Annotated in this window: 15 protein-coding genes; 7 read left to right on the forward strand and 8 right to left on the reverse strand. The window is 68.5% G+C overall.

The features are described 5' to 3' along the window. Positions 1–22 precede the first annotated feature (22 nt). The 5 genes from CFB81_RS36440 (at position 23) to ubiA (ending at position 4416) form a co-directional block, all read left to right on the forward strand. Positions 23–151: a hypothetical protein gene (locus CFB81_RS36440; protein WP_256975919.1), complete on the forward strand. Its 129-nt coding sequence runs from the start codon at positions 23–25 to the stop codon at positions 149–151. 99 nt (positions 152–250) lie between these two features. Then, the gene (katG, locus tag CFB81_RS03295) at positions 251–2437 is read left to right on the forward strand and encodes a catalase/peroxidase HPI (protein ID WP_089434568.1); all 2187 of its coding nucleotides are present in this window, start codon (positions 251–253) and stop codon (positions 2435–2437) included. A gap of 126 nt (positions 2438–2563) precedes the next feature. Beyond that, a complete protein-coding gene (locus CFB81_RS36005) occupies positions 2564–2734 on the forward strand; it encodes a hypothetical protein (RefSeq protein ID WP_179235902.1) in 171 nt (56 codons plus the stop codon). Positions 2735–2857: 123 nt separating this feature from the next. Next, positions 2858–3346, forward strand: coding sequence for a non-specific DNA-binding protein DpsA (gene dpsA, locus CFB81_RS03300; protein WP_069616710.1), 489 nt, complete (start codon positions 2858–2860; stop codon positions 3344–3346). Positions 3347–3552: 206 nt separating this feature from the next. Next, a complete protein-coding gene (gene ubiA / locus CFB81_RS03305) occupies positions 3553–4416 on the forward strand; it encodes a 4-hydroxybenzoate octaprenyltransferase (protein ID WP_069616709.1) in 864 nt (287 codons plus the stop codon). A 101-nt stretch (positions 4417–4517) separates the two neighbouring features. Here the strand turns inward: ubiA and proC are convergent, their stop codons facing one another. The 6 genes from proC to CFB81_RS03335 form a co-directional block, all read right to left on the reverse strand. After that, positions 4518–5330 (reverse strand): pyrroline-5-carboxylate reductase, encoded by an 813-nt coding sequence (gene proC / locus CFB81_RS03310; protein WP_089434569.1) that lies wholly within the window; start codon positions 5328–5330, stop codon positions 4518–4520. 53 nt (positions 5331–5383) lie between these two features. Beyond that, positions 5384–6082 carry a YggS family pyridoxal phosphate-dependent enzyme gene (locus CFB81_RS03315; RefSeq protein WP_059574303.1) on the reverse strand — a complete coding sequence of 233 codons (699 nt, stop codon included), beginning with the start codon at positions 6080–6082 and terminating at the stop codon, positions 5384–5386. Between the two features lie 133 nt (positions 6083–6215). Further along, positions 6216–7442 carry a glycolate oxidase subunit GlcF gene (gene glcF / locus CFB81_RS03320; protein ID WP_089434570.1) on the reverse strand — a complete coding sequence of 409 codons (1227 nt, stop codon included), beginning with the start codon at positions 7440–7442 and terminating at the stop codon, positions 6216–6218. A gap of 7 nt (positions 7443–7449) precedes the next feature. After that, complete coding sequence (gene glcE / locus CFB81_RS03325; protein ID WP_089434571.1) at positions 7450–8538, reverse strand: glycolate oxidase subunit GlcE; 1089 nt, start codon at positions 8536–8538, stop codon at positions 7450–7452. Positions 8539–8720: 182 nt separating this feature from the next. Next, complete coding sequence (locus CFB81_RS03330; RefSeq protein WP_069616705.1) at positions 8721–10214, reverse strand: FAD-linked oxidase C-terminal domain-containing protein; 1494 nt, start codon at positions 10212–10214, stop codon at positions 8721–8723. Between the two features lie 38 nt (positions 10215–10252). Next, on the reverse strand, positions 10253–11662 hold the full coding sequence (locus tag CFB81_RS03335) for an FAD-binding oxidoreductase (protein WP_089434572.1): 1410 nt from the start codon (positions 11660–11662) through the stop codon (positions 10253–10255). 135 nt (positions 11663–11797) lie between these two features. Here CFB81_RS03335 and CFB81_RS03340 point away from each other — a divergent pair, with 135 nt between their 5' ends. Both CFB81_RS03340 and hmpA read left to right on the forward strand, forming a co-directional pair. Next, the gene (locus CFB81_RS03340; protein ID WP_069616703.1) at positions 11798–12349 is read left to right on the forward strand and encodes a cob(I)yrinic acid a,c-diamide adenosyltransferase; all 552 of its coding nucleotides are present in this window, start codon (positions 11798–11800) and stop codon (positions 12347–12349) included. A gap of 94 nt (positions 12350–12443) precedes the next feature. Continuing rightward, entirely contained in the window at positions 12444–13652 is a 1209-nt protein-coding gene (gene hmpA, locus CFB81_RS03345) for an NO-inducible flavohemoprotein (RefSeq protein ID WP_089434573.1), read from the forward strand. A gap of 92 nt (positions 13653–13744) precedes the next feature. Here hmpA and CFB81_RS03350 read toward each other — a convergent pair whose 3' ends face one another. After that, on the reverse strand, positions 13745–14134 hold the full coding sequence (locus CFB81_RS03350; RefSeq protein WP_069616701.1) for a type II toxin-antitoxin system VapC family toxin: 390 nt from the start codon (positions 14132–14134) through the stop codon (positions 13745–13747). After that, on the reverse strand, positions 14131–14400 hold the full coding sequence (locus tag CFB81_RS03355; protein ID WP_089434574.1) for a type II toxin-antitoxin system Phd/YefM family antitoxin: 270 nt from the start codon (positions 14398–14400) through the stop codon (positions 14131–14133). The genes CFB81_RS03350 and CFB81_RS03355 overlap by 4 nt, the downstream gene beginning before the upstream one ends. Positions 14401–14514 lie beyond the last annotated feature (114 nt).

Here is a 14514-nt window from a genome sequence, read left to right on the forward strand (position 1 = left end):
TCGAGCGATGAGCGAGCATTGCATGTCCGATACCCGACTAGCCGGCCGCCTCGCCGGCACGACGGGTGCCGGCAGCCGCTTTCGCGAGCGCCCCGCGTGCGGTGCGTGGCAACGGGAACGCGTGTCGAAGGCCGCGCACGACATCCCGTAGTACGACAGGAGGAACCGCCTGTTCCGTTTCATCCCCCGCAATGCTCCACGAACCGCGCCCGGCACGTGGGGGCCTACGAGCAAGACAAGGAGAAAAAGCATGTCGAACGAAACGAAGTGCCCGTTCAACCACACCGCAGGCAGCGGCACGACGAACAAGGACTGGTGGCCGAATCAGCTGAACCTCAACGTCCTGCATCGGCATTCGGCGCTGTCCGATCCGATGGACCCGGATTTCGACTACGCCGAAGCGTTCAAGAAGCTGGATCTCGCCGCGGTGAAGCAGGACCTGCACGCGCTGATGACGGCATCGCAGGACTGGTGGCCGGCCGACTTCGGCCACTACGGCGGCCTGTTCGTGCGCATGGCATGGCATAGCGCCGGCACGTACCGCACGGCCGACGGCCGCGGCGGCGCGGGCGGCGGGCAGCAGCGCTTCGCGCCGCTCAACAGCTGGCCGGACAACGTGAGCCTCGACAAGGCGCGCCGCCTGCTGTGGCCGATCAAGCAGAAGTACGGCCGCAACATCTCGTGGGCCGACCTGCTGATCCTGACCGGCAACGTCGCGCTCGAATCGATGGGCTTCAAGACGTTCGGCTATGCGGGCGGCCGCGCCGACACGTGGGAACCGGACGACGTCTACTGGGGTTCGGAAAAGATCTGGCTGGAACTGAGCGGTGGCCCGAACAGCCGCTACACGGGCAAGCGCGAGCTCGAAAGCCCGCTCGCCGCGGTGCAGATGGGCCTGATCTACGTGAACCCGGAGGGCCCGGACGGCAACCCCGACCCGGTCGCCGCCGCGCACGACATCCGCGAGACGTTCGCGCGGATGGCGATGAACGACGAGGAAACGGTCGCGCTGATCGCGGGCGGCCACACGTTCGGCAAGACGCACGGCGCCGGCCCGGCGTCGAACGTCGGCCCCGAGCCGGAAGCCGCGGGCATTGAGCAGCAGGGCCTCGGCTGGAAGAGCACGTTCGGCACGGGCAAGGGCAAGGACACGATCACGAGCGGCCTCGAAGTCACGTGGACGTCGACGCCGACCCAGTGGAGCAACGACTTCTTCAAGCACCTGTTCAGCTACGAGTGGGAGCTCACGAAGAGCCCGGCCGGCGCGCACCAGTGGGTCGCGAAGGATGCCGGCGAAGTGATCCCCGATGCGTACGACGCGTCGAAGAAGCATCGTCCGACGATGCTGACGACCGACCTGTCGCTGCGTTTCGATCCGGCCTACGAAAAGATCTCGCGCCGCTTCTACGAGAACCCGGCCGAATTCGCCGACGCGTTCGCTCGCGCGTGGTTCAAGCTCACGCACCGCGACATGGGCCCGCGTTCCCGTTACCTCGGCCCGGAAGTGCCGGCTGAACACCTGCTGTGGCAGGACCCGGTCCCGGCCGTCGATCACCCGCTGATCGACGACGCCGACGTCGCCGCGTTGAAGGCGAAGGTGCTGGCCACGGGCCTGTCGGTGTCGCAGCTCGTGTCGACCGCATGGGCGTCGGCGGCGACGTTCCGCGGCTCGGACAAGCGCGGCGGCGCGAACGGTGCGCGCATCCGCCTCGCGCCGCAGAAGGACTGGGAAGTGAACCAGCCGGCGGCGCTCGCGGCGGTGCTCGAAACGCTCGAAGGCGTGCAGAAGGCGTTCAACGATGCGCAGACGGGCGGCAAGAAGGTGTCGCTGGCCGACCTGATCGTGCTGGCCGGTGCGGCGGGCGTCGAGCAGGCGGCGAAGAGCGCGGGCGTTGCGATCACGGTGCCGTTCGCGCCGGGCCGCACGGATGCGTCGCAGGAAGAGACCGACGTCGACGCGATGGCCGTGCTCGAGCCGGTGGCGGACGGGTTCCGCAACTACCTGAAGCACGCGTACAAGACGCCGGCCGAGGCGCTGCTGGTCGACAAGGCCCAGCTGCTGACGCTGAGCGCGCCGGAGATGACGGTGCTCGTCGGCGGCCTGCGCGTGCTCGGCGCGAATGTCGGCGATGCGAAGCATGGCGTGTTCACCGATCGTCCGGAAACGCTGACGAACGACTTCTTCGTGAACCTGCTCGACATGGGCACGGAATGGAAGCCGGTGTCGGCCGCGAACGACGTGTTCGAAGGGCGCGACCGCGCGACGGGCGCGGTCAAGTGGACGGGCACGCGTGTCGACCTGATCTTCGGTTCGCACTCGCAGTTGCGCGCGCTGGCCGAGGTGTACGGTAGCGCGGATGCGAAGGAGAAGTTCGCGCGCGATTTCGTCGCGGCCTGGAACAAGGTGATGAACCTCGACCGCTTCGACCTCGCATGAACCCGGCCGCGTGCTGATGCAGTCGCGCACCAACGCAGTAATGCGGTAATGCAGTAACGTGAAACGGCCGGTCCAGCGACCGGCCGTTTCTTCCCTGAACGATGTATTGTCAAAGGAGTGACGACCATGACGCAAATGATGCTCAACGTGCGCGCGGCCGCGTCGCCCATTCTGCGCTCGCCGGTGGAGCTGGCGCGCTACGTCGTCGGCTTCGCGATCGTCGTCGGCGGGGCGGCGGAGCTCGTCTCGCAGGCGCTGCATGCACTGGCGCCGATCGTGTCGGCCGCCGGCGGCTGAACGCAGCGACGACCGGTTCGCGACGCTAGAATGACGAGTCGCGAACGGATGCCGCGTGACGCGGCATGCGGATTGCTCGACGCATTTTCGCCGGTTCAACATGTCGAATGAGGAGTCCCGAAGATGGCCAAGAAAGGCAACGCCACGCAGATCAACATCGGTATCAGCGACAAGGATCGCAAGAACATCGCGGACGGCCTGTCGCGCCTGCTCGCCGATACGTTTTCGCTGTACCTGAAGACCCACAATTTCCACTGGAACGTGACCGGACCGATGTTCAACACGCTGCACCTGATGTTCGAGGAGCAGTACAACGAACTGTGGCTCGCGGTCGATTCCGTCGCCGAGCGCATTCGCACGCTGGGCGTTGTCGCGCCCGGCACGTTCGCCGAATTCGCGAAACTGTCGTCGGTGCCGGAAGCGAAGGGCGTGCCGGCCGCCGAGGACATGATTCGCCAGCTCGTCGAAGGGCACGAGGCGGTCGTGCGCACCGCGCGCGACATCTTCCCGATCGCCGACGCGGCGAGCGACGAGCCGACCGCCGACCTGCTCACGCAGCGCCTGCAGACGCATGAAAAGACCGCATGGATGCTGCGGTCGCTGCTCGCGTAAGCGTGGCGCGGCCGGAGACGGCAGCCGGCCCGCTCCGGGGCGGCGTTGAATCTGGCCCCTGATTGACGTGCGTTGCGGCGCGGCCGCGCGCAGCGGGCCGCGGCGGCCCGCCGGCCCGCCGCCACCGTCGGCCGCGGATCGCGCCGACATGACGCCGGGCACCGGTCGGCTCTAAAATGCCGTGATTCCGTTCCCGGTGCTTCGCCATGCTTGCCCGCTTTCCCCTGTACCTGCGGCTCGTCCGGATGGACAAGCCGATCGGCAGCCTGCTGCTGCTGTGGCCGACGCTCAACGCGCTGTGGATCGCGTCGGACGGCCACCCGCGCTGGCCGCTGCTCGTAATCTTCACGCTCGGCACGCTGCTGATGCGCTCGGCCGGCTGCGCGATGAACGATTACGCCGACCGCGATTTCGATCGTCACGTGAAGCGCACGGCCGACCGGCCGCTGACGTCGGGCAAGATCCGCGCATGGGAAGCCGTCGCGATCGCGGTCGGGCTGTCGTTCATCGCATTCCTGCTGATCCTGCCGCTCAATACGCTGACGAAGGAATTGTCGGTCGTCGCGCTGTTCGTCGCCGGCTCCTATCCGTTCATGAAGCGCTTCTTCGCGATTCCTCAGGCGTATCTCGGCATCGCGTTCGGCTTCGGCATCCCGATGGCGTTCGCGGCCGTGCAGGACACGGTGCCGGTGCTGGCGTGGGTGATGCTGGTCGCGAACATCTTCTGGTCGGTCGCGTACGACACCGAATATGCGATGGTCGACCGCGACGACGACATCAAGATCGGCATCCGCACGTCCGCGCTGACGTTCGGCCGTTTCGACGTCGCGGCCGTGATGGCGTGCTACGCGGCGACGCTCGGCATCTACGTGTGGGTCGGCGTGACGCTCGGCTTCGGCCTCGCGTACTGGGTGGGCTGGGCGGCGGCGGTCGGTTGCGCGCTGTATCACTACACGCTGATCAAGGATCGCGAACGGATGCCGTGCTTCGCGGCGTTCCGCCACAACAACTGGCTCGGCGGCGCGCTGTTCGCGGGCATCGCCGTGCATTACCTGCTGGCCGGCAGCTGAACGACGCGGCGCGCGCCTTTTCGCGCGGCGCCAACGAAAAAGCGACCTGACGGTCGCTTTTTTTACGTCCGGAGCCGGCCAAACCGGCGCCGCTGTCGCGCTTACGCGCGGCCGAGCTCGTCGCCCATTTCCTTCGCACGCGCTTCGGCCGCGAGCGCGCCGCGCACGATCGCTTCCTTCACGCCCTGCGCGTCGAACGCCGCGAGCGCGGCGGCGGTCGTGCCGCCCTTCGACGTCACGCGTTCGCGCAGCACGCTCGCCGGTTCGCCCGATTGCGCGGCGAGCTGCGCGGCCCCCGTGAACGTCGCGACCGCGAGCGCGCGGCCCTGCTCGTCGTTCATGCCGAGACGGCGCGCGGCTTCCTGCAGCGCTTCGATGAAATAGAACACGTACGCGGGGCCGCTGCCCGAAATCGCGGTGACCGCGTCGAGCCGCGCTTCGTCGTCGAACCACACGATCTCGCCGACCGCGCCGAGCACGCTCGACGCGAGTTCGCGGCCGGCCGCGTCGACGCCCGGCAGCGCGGCCAGGCCCGTCACGCCCATGCCGACCAGCGCGGGCGTGTTCGGCATCGTGCGCACGACGCGCGCGTAGCCGCCGAGCCAGCGGGCGAGATCCGCGCCGCGGATGCCGGCCGCGATGCTGATCACGAGCTGCGACTTCAGGTGCGGCGCGAGCGCCTGCGCGACGTCGTTCAGCACCTGCGGCTTCACCGCGAGCACGATCGCGTCGTAATCGGCGAGCGTCGCGTCGACGGCCGCGCCGGTCCGGATGCCGAACTGCTGCACGGCGCGCGCGCGGACGTCTTCGTTGACGTCGATGGCGTACAGGCCGTCCGCGGCGACGCCGCGCTTGATCAGGCCGCCGATCAGGGCCGCGGCCATGTTGCCGCCGCCGATGAATGCGATTTTCATGATGTCGGGAATGAGCGAGTGAGTGAACGGAAAGGCGGAAAAGGGCGCGGCGGTCAGTGCGCGTAATCGCGCGCGCCGAAGATCGCGGTGCCGACGCGCACGATCGTCGCGCCTTCGAGCACCGCGGCTTCGAGATCGGCGGACATGCCCATCGACAGCGTGTCGAGCGGCAGGCCGTCGGCGCGCAACGCGTCGAACAACGCGCGCAGCGCGCGATGCGGCGCGCGTTGCGCGTCGGTGTCGCCGGCCGGTTCGGGAATCGCCATCAGGCCGCGCAGCCGCAGCGACGGCAGCGCGGCGACCGCGCGCGCGACCTCGGCCACGTCGGCCGGCGCGACGCCGCTCTTCGACGCCTCGCCGCTGATGTTCACCTGCACGCACACGTTGAGCGGCGGCAGATGCGCGGGGCGCTGTTCCGACAGGCGCTGGGCGATCTTCAGCCGGTCGACCGAATGGACCCAGTCGAAGCGCTCGGCGACGGGGCGTGTCTTGTTCGATTGCAGCGGCCCGATGAAATGCCATTCGAGGCTCGCGCGCAGGTCGGCGAGCGCGTCGATCTTGTCGATCGATTCCTGCACGTAGTTTTCGCCGAACGCGCGCTGCCCGGCCGCATGCGCGGCGCGCACGTCGTCGGCCGGGAACGTCTTCGACACGGCGAGCAGGGAGACGGTGGCGGGATCGCGGCCGGCCGCGCGGGCGGCGTCGGCGATGCGGCGGTGAACGGAGTCGAGGCGGGCGGCGAGATCGGACATGACGGGCACGAAAGCAGGCACGGAGGCAGCACGGAAGCGGACATGAAGCCGATGCGCCGCGACACGCGGCGCATCGATCCGCTCATTATACGGACGCCGCGCGTGCGCCCGCCCACCCGTGATGCGCACGGACCTAGCCGTACAGCAAATGCTCGACGAGCTGAATCCAGTGGGCGACCGGCACCTGCGTGCCGCTTTGCAGGTGCGCGATGCAGCCGATGTTGCCGGATACGATCATCTGCGGTTCGAGCGCCTGCAGCTTCAGCAGCTTCTGCTTGCGCAACCGGTACGACAGCGAGGGTTGCGTCAGCGAGTAGGTGCCGGCCGAGCCGCAGCACAGGTGGCTGTCGGCCGGCAGCCGCACGTCGATGCCGAGCGTCTCGAGCAGGCGCTCGACCTTGCCGCGCGACTGCTGGCCGTGCTGCAGCGTGCACGGCGGGTGGTACGCGACCGTATGGATCGCGCGGCGCCGCGCGATCGTCGCGAGTTCGGCCTCGAACGCGAGCAGCACGTCGGAGATGTCGCGCGTGAGCGACACGATGCGCTGCGCCTTTTCCGCGTAGGCCGGATCGTCGCGCAGCAGGTGCGCGTATTCGAGCACCGTCGCGCCGCAGCCCGACGCGTTCATCACGATCGTCTCGACACCCTGTTCGACGTGGGGCCACCACGCGTCGATGTTGCGGCGTGCGTCGTCGAGCGCTTCGTCGTGATAGTTCAGGTGCAGGCGGATCGCGCCGCAGCAGCCGGCGTCGGGCGCGACGACCGTCTCGATGCCGAGCGCGTCGAGCACGCGCGCGGTCGCGATGTTGATGTTCGGCAGCATCGACGGCTGCACGCAGCCGCCGAGCATCAGCATCTTGCGCGTATGCGTGCGATGCGGCCATTCGAGCAGCCGCGTGCGCGGCGGCACCTTGTCGCGCAGCCGCTTCGGCAGCAGCGGCCGCACGTGCTGGCCGAGCCGCATCGCCGGCGAAAACAGCGCGGCGTTCGGCACGACGCTCGCGAGCACGCGGCGCATCAGCCGCTGCTGCGCGGGGCGCTCCACCTGCGCCTCGACGTGCTTGCGGCCGATTTCGACGAGCCGGCCGTACTGGACGCCGGACGGGCAGGTCGTCTCGCAGCTGCGGCACGTGAGGCAGCGGTCGAGGTGCTGTTGCGTGCTGCGCGTGACGGCCGCGCCTTCGACCATCTGCTTGATCAGGTAGATGCGTCCGCGCGGGCCGTCGAGTTCGTCGCCGAGCAGTTGATAGGTCGGGCAGGTCGCGGTGCAGAAGCCGCAGTGCACGCACTTGCGCAGGATCGCGTCGGCCTCGTCGCCGTCGGGCGTGTTGCGGATGAAATCGGCGAGATTCGTTTGCATCCTGCCCTCAGAGTTCGGGGTAAAGCCGCCCGCGATTGAAGATGCGCGCGGGATCGAAGGCAGATTTCAGCCCGCGGTGGATCTTCATCATCGGCGCGGGCAGCGGCGTGAACACGCCCGCGCTGCGGTCGTAGGTCTCGCCCGCGCGGAACAGCGTCGCATGGCCGCCGGCCTGCTTCGCGCTCATGCGCACGGTTTGCGCGTCGGCGTCGGTGATCCACCAGCGCTGCGCGCCGCCCCATTCCATCAACTGGGTGCCGGGCAGGTGCATCGGTTCGGTGATCGACGGCAGCGACAGGCGCCACAGCGCATAGCCGGGCGGGATGCCGTTGAAGAACGGGTCGGTGTGCTCGCGCAGGCCGGCCCAGAAGCGCTCGGCCTCGACCGCGTCGACGACTTCGCCGCCGAGCAGCGTTTTCGCGGATTTGACGGCCGCTTCCGCGCCCGACAGGCGCAGCACGAGCGTGCCGTTGCGCCACGCGCTCGCACTGACCGGCAGCGGATGACCGCCCCATTCGTTGAGCTTGCGCACCGCATCGGTCGCGGTCATCTCGAATTTGAGCGTGACTTCGGCGACCGGCATCGGCAGCACCTTGATCGACAGGTCGAGCATCAGGCCGAGCGTGCCGAGCGCGCCGGCCATCAGCCGCGACACGTCGTAGCCGGCGACGTTCTTCACGACCTGCCCGCCGAAGCGCAGCATGTCGCCGCGGCCGTTCATCAGCGTGACGCCGAGCACGAAATCGCGCGGGGCGCCGCAGGTGGCGCGGCGCGGGCCCGCGAGGCCGGCCGCGACGCAGCCGCCGACGGTCGCCGCGCGGCCGAAGTGCGGCGGCTCGAACGGCAGCATCTGGCCGCACTCGGCGAGGACGGTTTCAAGCTGCGCGAGCGGCGTGCCCGCGCGGACCGTGACGACGAGTTCGGCCGGGTCGTACGACACGAGGCCCTGAAACGCGCGCGTGTCGAGTATTTCGCCCTCGAGCGCCTGGCCGTACCAGTCCTTGGTGCCGCCGCCGCGAATCCGCAGCGGCCGGCCGTCGGCACTGGCCGCGCGAACGCGCTCGGCCCATCCGGCGACGATGTCGTCCTCTTCCATGTTCCGTTGCTGCCTCGACTTGTTGTTCGGTCGATTGTACCGGGGTGGCGCGATTCCACATCGCGACTATCCCTAAGCCCCGTCTCGCGTACGGCATGCCGGCGCCGGCGCGCGACCGCGCCGCGCGGGCGCGGTGGACCATCGCACCGCGGCGGCCGGTGCGGTGCCGCGACCCGCGCCGCTCAGAAACGCGGCAGGTCGGGGTGCGGCAGCAGCCCGCCGCGCACGTGCTGGCGACCGTATTCGGCGCAGCGCGCGCGGGTCGGGATGCCCTTGTCCGGGTTCAGCAGCCCGGCCGGATCGAATGCGCGCTTGACCGCGAAGAACGCATCGCGCTCCTGCGGCGAGAACTGCACGCACATCGAATTGAGTTTTTCGATGCCGACGCCGTGCTCGCCCGTCACGCTGCCGCCGAATTCCACACAGCATTCGAGGATTTCCGCGCCGAACTGCTCGGCGCGGTGCAGCTCGTCGGGATCGTTCGCGTTGTACAGGATCAGCGGATGCATGTTGCCGTCGCCCGCATGGAACACGTTGATGCAGCGCAGCCCGTAGCGCGTTTCGAGTTGCTCGATGCGTGCGAGCAGCGGGCCGATCGCGCGGCGCGGCACGGTGCCGTCCATGCAGTAATAGTCGGCGGAAATGCGGCCGGCGGCCGGGAACGCGTTCTTGCGGCCGGACCAGAAGCGCAGCCGCTCGTGCTCGTTGCGCGACACCTGGATGCGCGTCGCGCCGTGTTCGCGCAGCACGGCGGTCATCCGCACGATCTCCTCGGCGACTTCTTCCGGCGTGCCGTCCGATTCGCACAGCAGGATCGCCTTCGCGTCGAGGTCGTAGCCCGCGTGCGTGAATGCCTCGACGGCCTGCGTGGCCGGCTTGTCCATCATCTCGAGCCCGGCCGGGATGATGCCCGACGCGATGATCGCCGCCACCGCCTCGCCGCCCTTGACGACGTCGTCGAAGCTCGCCATCACGAGCTGCGCGGTCTGCGGCTTCGGGATCAGCCGTACCGTGACCTCGGTGACGATCGCGAACATCCCTTCGCTGCCGATCATCACCGCGAGCAGGTCGAGGCCCGGCATGTCGAGCGCGAGCGAGCCGAATTCGACGACCTCGCCGTCGATCGTCACCGCGCGCACGCGCATCACGTTGTGCACGGTCAGCCCGTATTTCAGGCAGTGGACGCCGCCGGAGTTCTCCGCGACGTTGCCGCCGATCGTGCACGCGATCTGCGACGACGGATCGGGCGCGTAATACAGGCCGTACGGCGCGGCCGCCTCCGAGATCGCGAGGTTGCGCACGCCGGGCTGCACGGTCGCGGTGCGCGCGTACGGGTCGACCTCGACGATGCGCGTGAAGCGCGCGAGCGACAGCACGACGCCGAGCGCGATCGGCAGCGCGCCGCCCGACAGGCTCGTGCCGGCGCCGCGCGGCACGATCGGCACGTCCATGCGGCGGCAGATCTGCACGATCCGCTGCACCTGCGACTCCGTCTCGGGCAACGCGACCGCGAGCGGCAGCCGGCGGTACGCGGACAGGCCGTCGCATTCGTACGGCGCCGTGTCCTCGTCGCGGTACAGCAGGCAGTGCGTCGGCAACACGGCCATCAGCGCCTGCACGACTTCACGCTGGCGCTGCGCGCGTGCGGCGCTCGACAGTTCGACGGGAGCGTTCATGAGGTCTCCTGCGTGGGGCGCGATGTCGCGCCGCCGGGTCAGCACGTGAAAATCTTGCCCGGATTCATCAGGTTGCGCGGATCGAGCGCGAGCTTGATCGCGCGCATCGTGTCGATCGCGTTGTCGCCGTGCTCCTTCGGCAGGAAGCGCATCTTGTGCAGCCCGACGCCGTGCTCGCCCGTGCAGGTGCCGCCCAGCCGCAGCGCGCGCTCGACGATCCGGTCGTTGATGCGCTCGGCTTCGGCGAGCTCCTCCGGCTTGTCGGGATCGATCAGGATCGCGACGTGGAAATTGCCGTCGCCGACGTGGCCGACGATCGGGCAGGGCAGCGACGACGCGCGCAGGTCGACCTCGGTTTCCTCGACGCATGCGGCGAGCTGCGAGATCGGCACGCACACGTCGGTCGTCACCGCGCGGCAGCCGGGTTTCAACTGCAGCATCGCGAAGTACGCGTTGTGGCGCGCGGACCAGAGCCGCGTGCGATCCTCGGGGCGCGTCGCCCATTCGAAACCCTGGCCGGCGTTCTGGCCGGCGAGCGCCTGCACGAGTTCGGCCTGTTCCTTCACGCCGGCGTCGGTGCCGTGGAATTCGAAGAACAGCGTCGGCGCTTCGGCCAGCGTCAGGTTCGAGTGACGATTGATCGAGCGCACGGCCAGCGCGTCGACGAATTCGACGCGCGCGATCGGCACGCCGATCTGGATCGTCTCGATCACCGTGCGCACCGCGTCGCCCATCGTCGGGAACGTGCAGATCGCGGCCGATACGGCTTCGGGCAGCGGGTGCAGGCGCAGCGTGATCTCGGTGATCACGCCGAGCGTGCCTTCGGACCCGACGAACAGTCGCGTGAGGTCGTAGCCGGCCGACGACTTGCGCGCGCGCGAACCGGTTTTCACCACGCGGCCGTCCGCGAGCACCGCGGTGAGGCCGAGCACGTTCTCGCGCATCGTGCCGTAGCGCACCGCGTTGGTGCCGGATGCGCGCGTCGCGGTCATCCCGCCGATGCTGGCGTCGGCGCCCGGATCGATCGGGAAGAACAGGCCGGTGTCGCGCAGCGCTTCGTTGAGCGCCTTGCGCGTGATGCCCGGCTCGACCGTCACGGTCAGGTCTTCGGCGTTGATCGACAGCACGCGGTTCATTTCCGACAGGTCGAGCGACACGCCGCCGCGCACCGCCAGCAGGTGGCCTTCGAGCGACGAGCCGGCGCCGTACGGGATCAGCGGCACGCTGTAGAGCGAGCACAGCGACACGACTTCGCGCACGTCGTCGGTGCTGCGCGCGAACACGACGGCGTCGGGCAGTTGCGGATCGAACGGGGATTCGTCGCGGCCGTGATGGGCGCGGACCGCGTCGGCGGTCGACACGCGCTCGCCGAAAGCGGCGCGCAGCGCATCGAGCATGGCGGGGGGCAGCGGGCGGTGCGTGGCGGCCGGCGGGGCAGGGTGGTTCACGATGTCTCCTGACTGCTTGTCATACTGTCGGCCCATTCTACGCTGTAACGCCTGCTGCGCCTCCCGCCGCGGGCTGCGATAATCGCGTTCCAGCCAACCGGGCCGCGTCGCGGCCGCGCACGAGAGGACATTCGCATGGGCAACCGCTTGAGCAAGATCGCGACGCGCACGGGCGACGACGGCACCACCGGGCTCGGCGACGGGCGGCGCATCGGCAAGGACGACGCGCGGATCGCCGCGATCGGCGACGTCGACGAACTGAACTCGACTCTCGGCGTGCTGCTGGCCGAGCCGCTGCCGGACGACGTACGCACCGCGCTCGTCACGATCCAGCACGACCTGTTCGATCTCGGCGGCGAGCTGTGCATCCCCGGCCACGCGGTGCTCGACGACACGCATCTCGCGCGCCTCGACCAGTGGCTGGCCGATTACAACGCGACGCTGCCGCCGCTGAAGGAATTCATCCTGCCGGCCGGTTCGCGCGCGGCGTCGCTCGCGCACGTCTGCCGAACCGTGTGCCGCCGCGCGGAGCGCTCGATCGTCGCGCTCGGCCGCGGCGACACGCTCAATGATGCGCCGCGGCGGTACGTGAACCGGCTGTCCGACTTGCTGTTCGTGCTGGCGCGCGTGCTGAACCGCGCCGGCGGCGGCGCCGACGTGCTGTGGGAGCGCGGGCGCGTCCGCTAGCGCGGCGTCATGTTTTGCGCACTGCGACAATTTGCCCGAGGGGGGCCTTGTTTTTAAACATGTATTGTATGAGCATGTTTAACGGAGAACGAACATGACCCACCTCACCGCTGACCAGATGGCCCGTGTGAAGGCCACCGCCCCTGTCCTCGCCGAGCACGGCGCGACGATCACGAAGCATTTCTATCAGCGCATGTTCGCGCGTCATCCGGAACTGAAGAACCTGTTCAACCAGACGCACCAGAAGACCGGCAGCCAGCCGGAGACGCTCGCGAAGGCCGTCTATGCGTATGCGGCGAACATCGACAACCTCGGCGCGCTGGGCGGCGCGGTGTCGCGCATCTCGCACAAGCACGCGAGCCTGAACATCCGCCCCGAACATTACCCGATCGTCGGCGAGAACCTGCTCGCGTCGATCGTCGAGGTGCTGGGAGACGCGGTCGATGCCGCCACGCTCGAAGCGTGGCGCGTCGCGTACGGCCAGCTCGCGCAGATCCTGATCGGCGCCGAGGCCGACCTGTACGCGAATGCCGCGTGGAGCGGCTTCCGCCCGTTCAAGGTCGCGCGCAAGGTGCGTGAAAGCGACGAGATCACGTCGTTCTACCTGACGCCCGCCGACGGCGGCGACGCGCCGACCTTCGAGCCGGGCCAGTACATCACGGTGAAGCGTTTCGTCGGCGATCTTGGCGTCGACCAGCCGCGCCAGTACAGCCTGTCGGACGCGCCGCATGGCAAATGGCTGCGCATCTCGGTGAAGCGCGAGGCCGGCAAGGCCGACGCGATCCCGGCCGGCAAGGTGTCGACGCTGATGCACGATGGCGTCGAAGAGGGTGCGATCGTCGAGGTGACCGCGCCGATGGGCGATTTCTCGCTGAAGCGCGACGTGGATACGCCGGTCGTGCTGATCTCGGGCGGCGTCGGCATCACGCCGATGATGTCGATGGCGTCGACGCTGATCGCCGAAGGCAGCCAGCGCGACGTGCGGTTCATCCATGCATGCCGTTCGGGCGCGGTGCACGCGTTCCGCGACTGGCTGAACGACACGGCGCGCGAGCACGCGAACGTGAAGGGCACGGTGCTGTATGAACTGGTCGGCCCGAACGATCGTGCCGGCATCGATCACGACCTCGAAGGGCGCCTTACGCCGGAGCGTGTGCAGCAGTACGCGCTGGTGCCGGACGCGGACTACTACATCTGCGGGCCGATCGCGTTCATGAAGGCGCAGCGCGATGCGCTCGTCGCGCTCGGCGTCGCGCCGGAACGCGTGAACACCGAGATCTTCGGGTCGGGCGCGCTCGAGTGAGGATCTGACGGCCGGTTGCGGCCGAGGCAACGACGAAATGACAAAGCCCGGCGTGAGCCGGGCTTTTTACTTGCGGCGCCGTGCGGGCGACTTCAGGCGCGCAACATCAGCGTTGCATGGTAGCGCCACACCTTCGGATCGGCACTGACGAGCGGCATGCCTTCGTGCAGCGCCTGCGCGACCATCATGCGGTCGAACGGATCGGCATGGTCCGGGAAATCCGGCAACGCGGCGACTGCCTCGGCGTGATCGCTGCTGATCGGCAACTCTGCAAAACCCGCAAGCCGAAATGCCGAACGTGCGTCTCTCGGATGGACGGGCAGATTGCCTTTGCGGTATTTGATCGCGATTTCCCAAATCGACGCGGCGCTGACGTACAGCGTGTTCTGGGGATGTTCGATCAATGCGGCCGCTTTTGCCGAAAGGTGCGGCGCGCCTTCAGCCGCCCACAGCGCGATGTGCGTATCGAGCAGCAGCTTCACGGTGCAAGCCCCTGGTCCGAGCTGACATCGAAGTCGGCGGCGATCGATTCATCGCCGGCATTGAATGTGTCGACGCTTGTCGGAATGTTCAATCCGGCAAGCAACTGACGGGCTGCGCCGATCCGCTTCGGCGCGGTGTACGGAACGAGCCGGGCGACCGGATGACCATTGCGGGCGATCACGACTTCGGCTTCGCGCCCCGATTCAAGCGCTTCCACGAGGCTGGAAAGCCGCGACTTGGCATCATGCATGTTGACGGTCGACATGGCCAATCCCTCATTAGCTAGATGATGTTAGCTAGTCTAGCAGAGCAACCCGCCGACCGCACGCTGGCCGCATGGCCGGTTCGCCGACAGGCGGGGCCATACGGTCAGCCTGTC

Origin of the sequence: Burkholderia sp. AU28863 (assembly GCF_002223195.1) — a bacterium.
Taxonomy (GTDB): Bacteria; Pseudomonadota; Gammaproteobacteria; order Burkholderiales; family Burkholderiaceae; genus Burkholderia; species Burkholderia sola.